This window comes from Serratia sp. HNCC26DJ206, from assembly GCF_057180605.1.
The window spans coordinates 1-4583 of the sequence record NZ_JBXUGP010000074.1; the positions used below are offsets into that span (position 1 = coordinate 1).

General features: G+C 46.8%; 6 protein-coding genes. All 6 read right to left on the bottom strand.

The window, feature by feature from the left end:
• Positions 1-432: DUF1120 domain-containing protein (locus tag AC2A1E_RS23760; protein WP_484385802.1), on the bottom strand; the 432-nt coding region annotated here is incomplete at its 3' end.
• A 76-nt stretch (positions 433-508) separates the two neighbouring features.
• The gene (locus AC2A1E_RS23765; RefSeq protein ID WP_484385803.1) at positions 509-1210 is read right to left on the bottom strand and encodes a DUF1120 domain-containing protein; all 702 of its coding nucleotides are present in this window, start codon (positions 1208-1210) and stop codon (positions 509-511) included.
• 907 nt (positions 1211-2117) lie between these two features.
• Positions 2118-2582, bottom strand: coding sequence for a fimbrial protein (locus AC2A1E_RS23770; protein WP_484385804.1), 465 nt, complete (start codon positions 2580-2582; stop codon positions 2118-2120).
• Positions 2583-2966: 384 nt separating this feature from the next.
• Positions 2967-3479 (bottom strand): fimbrial protein, encoded by a 513-nt coding sequence (locus AC2A1E_RS23775; protein WP_484385805.1) that lies wholly within the window; start codon positions 3477-3479, stop codon positions 2967-2969.
• A 214-nt stretch (positions 3480-3693) separates the two neighbouring features.
• Positions 3694-4206, bottom strand: a complete 513-nt coding sequence (locus AC2A1E_RS23780) for a fimbrial protein (protein ID WP_484385806.1) — start codon at positions 4204-4206, stop codon at positions 3694-3696.
• A gap of 85 nt (positions 4207-4291) precedes the next feature.
• Positions 4292-4583 (bottom strand): fimbrial protein (locus AC2A1E_RS23785; protein ID WP_484385807.1); only part of this gene is annotated, 292 nt, incomplete at its 5' end.

Below are 4583 nucleotides of genomic sequence, written 5' to 3' on the forward strand. Positions count from 1 at the left end.
GCCGCCTACCAGGCGAATGCCGTAGCCACCGATTTTTGTCGTGCCGTCCAACCCGAGGCCATTGACACCTTCACTTCCCGAAGCCAAACCGAAAATGCGTGCGGTGGCGACATCCAGGTTCCCGTTGGCATTTAAACCAGGCGCGGTATTAGGGCGACCTTCAATCGCTTTCAGCGCGATTTTAGCCGGTGCGTCACAGGTGATAGTAAAGTCCAGCTGTTGTTCAGGCAGCACGGTATAGGTGTCTGCCGACAGGCTTTTGCTATTAATTGAACCGTAGTCAACCGTGCCACCACCCGACAGTGCTGGGTGACAGCCTGGAGGCGTAATGGTACCGATAACACGTACGTCAATGCTTTCCGCCAAGGCTGGCAGAGCGGTGGAGGCTAATACAGCCAGCGCACAAATGGTTTTTTGCAGATGATTTAACATAGAACTCTCGTATTTTCTTATGAGGTTTAAGGTTTTTTACATTACTAGCCGGGAGCGAACCCGGCTGACATGTCTGTTACAGGTAAACCAGCTCAAGCGTGGTCAAACCGTCCAGCACAACTGGCTTGGTCAGGTCCAGCTCAGAGGCTTTGTTGATGTAGGCTTGAACGCCCAACTTGCCTGCCAGCGTGGTGAAAGCGACCGGGTTGGTGGTGCCTGCTTGAGCCCAAGAGGAATAACGTGGGCTTGCTATGCTATTAAACAGAATACCATAAGGGGTATTTACCCATGAGGTGGTATTGCCATTTGACTGTATGGAGTCCACTGCAACGCCATCAGCGGTCATGGTGCCAGCAGCAAGACGGACACTATAACCACCGATGCCTTTTGCCCCATCCAGACCCAAGCCGACAACGGCAGTTTGTCCAGTACCACCGAAGAGTCCAAGAACAAGAGCCATCTCAGTCAGTGTGTCATCCGTTTTTACTGCGCTTGCACCACGTTGTGAGTGGGCGGTAATCGCCACCTTAGCCGGGGCATCACAGTTGATGGTAAAATCCAGCTGTTTCTCTTCCAGTACCGTAAAGGCATCGGTAGCCAGGGCTGTGGGTTTGATGGTGCCGTAATCGACAGTGCCGCCGCCGGACAGCATCGGGGTACAGGCCGCCGGGTCGATGGTACCGATAACACGCACATCAATGCTTTCTGCCAATGCTGGCAAAGAAGTAGTGGCCAGAATGGCCAGTGCATAAACGGTTTTTTGTAGGTGATTCAACATCTATTACTTTTCCTTTTTTTCAATATAAGAGTTCACGCATTCCCGGCAGAGGTCCTCTTATTGAACCCTGAAAGCCATGGCGATGCTGTTTTAAGCCCTTTCGGGCAGATATTCAGATATGCCGTTGAGCCCCAAATACCGAATGGTTTTTACAGATAAATTTATTAACTTGCCTTACAATATCCGTCTGCGGTTGCTATAACCTGAGCGGTTAATTTTTCTAAATAGTGAGAGTCTATGAGATATTAGGTGTTGATGTACCAATCTCAAATTAAGGTAGACAAGCTATTGTGAAAATTTACAACCCCGTTCGACGCTGCGTATTGTAGAGTGAGAATATTCCTAGTCAACCCAATTTCCCTCCCAAGGAAGCAAGGGTGGCATCAAAGCGATTTGGTTTTTATGACTAAAATAAAGGCATTAATTGGCGCATTTAACTTAATTTTTTCTTTTAATAGTTTGTTGTATTGTTTTTTCATCGAAAAATCTTTAGTAGCTTTAAATTCTTTTTTCTCCATCAAAACAAGAGAAAAAATTGTTCAACATTAGGCCGAACCAATGGCGCCCGTTAGCTGAGGGATACTTCTCTGTTTTCACTCCATCTTGCTATTGAGATGAATGCTAGGAAAAAACCCAGGTATATTCCAGTAAACTCTTCTTATTTCTTTTTAATAAAGAAAACTGAAGCTGGCGGAATTTCCTGAGTAACGACTCATTACTCAAGAAAAAAAACACAAAGCAAAGCCAATATGTTGTTTTTATTTAAATTTATCCTTATTAAGATTTTTGGGTTTATACCTGTCATACTTGTATCTTAAAAATGTTGTGGTTAGCTACTAAGGTATGAAAACTGACAAGTATAAACACAGCTAAATGGGCTTTAAACCCTTACATTACGCGAAGTACATTAATTATAGGTAAACGACGCCACTACGGTGGCATTGATTGTCCCAGGCATCACATCACCTTTTGAATAAGCGCGCGTTCTCAATGAGAAAGTGGCGGTATTGGAGGCCACGCTGATGGTGGTCCCCTTGGTATTGCCAAAGTTCATGCCACCACCGCCGGTTAACTCGACAGAGAGGTTGGTTGCTGTACCGGTGTTTTTATAGCGGGTGGCATCCCCGGTGTCTGGCGTTCCGCTAAATACCACGTTGACCTTGGTGGTTGAGGCCGGGCAACTTTTCAGCACAATATCAAAAGTTTTCCAATCACCGAATGTTCCGGCCGTTGCCAGAGAGGCGGCCTGAATACTCCCCAAATCGATATTGACGGAGGCATTGCTGGCGTCAATCACACAAGGTGAAGCCACAACATTCCCCGTCACGTTGATGGTACTGATATCAGCAGCGTTAAGTGCCATATTGTGCATGGTGAATATTAATAAGCCTAAGGATGCCTGTTTGACTGATTTTTTCACTTTCATAATCTCAAAGTTGATATTTAACATTTTTTCAGAGAGAAGGTAGATCTGACTACAACGCAGGAACCGAGGGTAGTATACGTTTATGCTGAGGTTATTGAGGGGGAGTTTGGTTAGAATAGTGTTGTAATTTGTACAACTTATAACAAAATGTAAATACCAGTGGTGTTTCACATCTATTGGCCAGTGATATTCAGCATCGCTTGGTATCAAAGTAGTCAGGGTATAACTATTGTGCTGCTGAGTAGGTCATTACTCAGTCGTGACTCATCTATAAAGACAGCCTAAGGTATGGCGAAGCCAACTTTAAGCTGTCCCATTACGCGAAGTAGATTAATTATAGGTAAACGACGCCACTACGGTGGCATTGATTGTCCCAGGCATCACATCACCTTTTGAATAAGCGCGCGTTCTCAATGAGAAAGTGGCGGTATTGGCTGCAACGCTGATAGTGGTTCCTTTTGTATTGCCAAAGTTCATGCCGCCACCACCGGTTAACTCCACAGAGAGGTTGGTTGCCGTACCGGTGTTTTTATAGCGGGTGGCATCCCCGGTGTCCGGCGTTCCGCTAAATACCACGTTGACCTTGGTGGTTGAGGCCGGGCAACTTTTCAGCACAATATCAAAAGTTTTCCAATCACCGAATGTTCCGGCCGTTGCCAGAGAGGCGGCCTGAATACTCCCCAAATCGATATTGACGGAGGCATTGCTGGCGTCAATCACACAAGGTGAAGCCACAACATTCCCCGTCACGTTGATGGTACTGATATCAGCAGCGTTAGCCATCATGCTGTGTGCAACTAATAACGCTAAACCGCAATATCCCAATTTAACTGATTTTTTCATTTTCTACTCCATTACTAATAGTTGACGGCGTATTTCTCAACAAGACTATGTTGTACGCATTTTTTATAAGCCCACTGCAGGTGGTTTATCGGTCAGTGAAACTACCCGGTACGATCCCAATCATGGTTCCATCTTCACCAGCACCGGTGATATCCGTCAGTTGCATCACCGCATAACGGTAAAGCAGGCCGCCATGCCGTTGGGTAAATAGTTATTAGTTATAGGTAAACGAGGCGACCACGCTGGCATTGATGGTGCCTGGCATCACTGTACCTTTTGAATAAGCGCGAGTTCTCAGTGCGAAGGTGGCGGTATTGGCTGCCACGTTGATGGTGGTTCCCTTGGTATTACCAAAGTTCACGCCAGTACCGTCGGTTAACTCGACAGAGAGGTTGGCTGCTGTACCGGCGTTTTTATAGCGGGCGGCATCCCCGGTGTCCGGCGTTCCGCTAAATACCACGTTGACCTTGGTGGTTGAGGCCGGGCAACTTTTCAGCACAATATCAAAGGTTTTCCAAGGGCTGCCTGTTCCCGATGTCAGCAGCGTAGAGGCCTGAATATCACCCAGATCGATATTGATGATAGAGTTGCTGGCGTCAATCACACAAGGTGAAGCCACGACATTTCCCGTTACGTTGATGGTGCTGATATCAGCAGCGTTAACGGCCATGCTGTGCGCCGCTAATAACGCTAAACCGCAATATCCCAATTTAACTGACTTTTTCATTCTATAATCCCAACGTTGATATTTGACGGTGTATTTCTCTGTGAGAAAACGCTTTATATTTTTTTATAGTCGTCCAGTAGGTTATTTACTGGTAAGTGAAATTAACCTGCACCGCACCTGCAATGGTTCCACCCTCGCTCATGCCGTTGACACTCAATAACCGGCTGGCAAGGGGAACGATGGCGGTTCTTGAGGTGGAATCCACCGCCACGGTCAGGCTACTCCCCGTTCCCAACTTCTGTGTGCGCGTGACATCAGCCAGATGAATAGCGATATTCCTGGCCGTGCCCGTATTGGCATAAAGCGCGCCGTCATCATCACTGGCAGTACCGCTAAAGTTGGCTATCACTTTGCTGGTTGATATTGGGCATGCTGTT

What these genes read in the sequence shown, in the direction of transcription:
- AC2A1E_RS23765 (WP_484385803.1), bottom strand. Translation starts at nt 1,210, where the DNA reads ATGTTGAATCACCTACAAAAAACCGTTTATGCACTGGCCATTCTGGCC.
- AC2A1E_RS23770 (WP_484385804.1), bottom strand. Translation starts at nt 2,582, where the DNA reads ATGCACAATATGGCACTTAACGCTGCTGATATCAGTACCATCAACGTG.
- AC2A1E_RS23775 (WP_484385805.1), bottom strand. Translation starts at nt 3,479, where the DNA reads ATGAAAAAATCAGTTAAATTGGGATATTGCGGTTTAGCGTTATTAGTT.
- AC2A1E_RS23780 (WP_484385806.1), bottom strand. Translation starts at nt 4,206, where the DNA reads ATGAAAAAGTCAGTTAAATTGGGATATTGCGGTTTAGCGTTATTAGCG.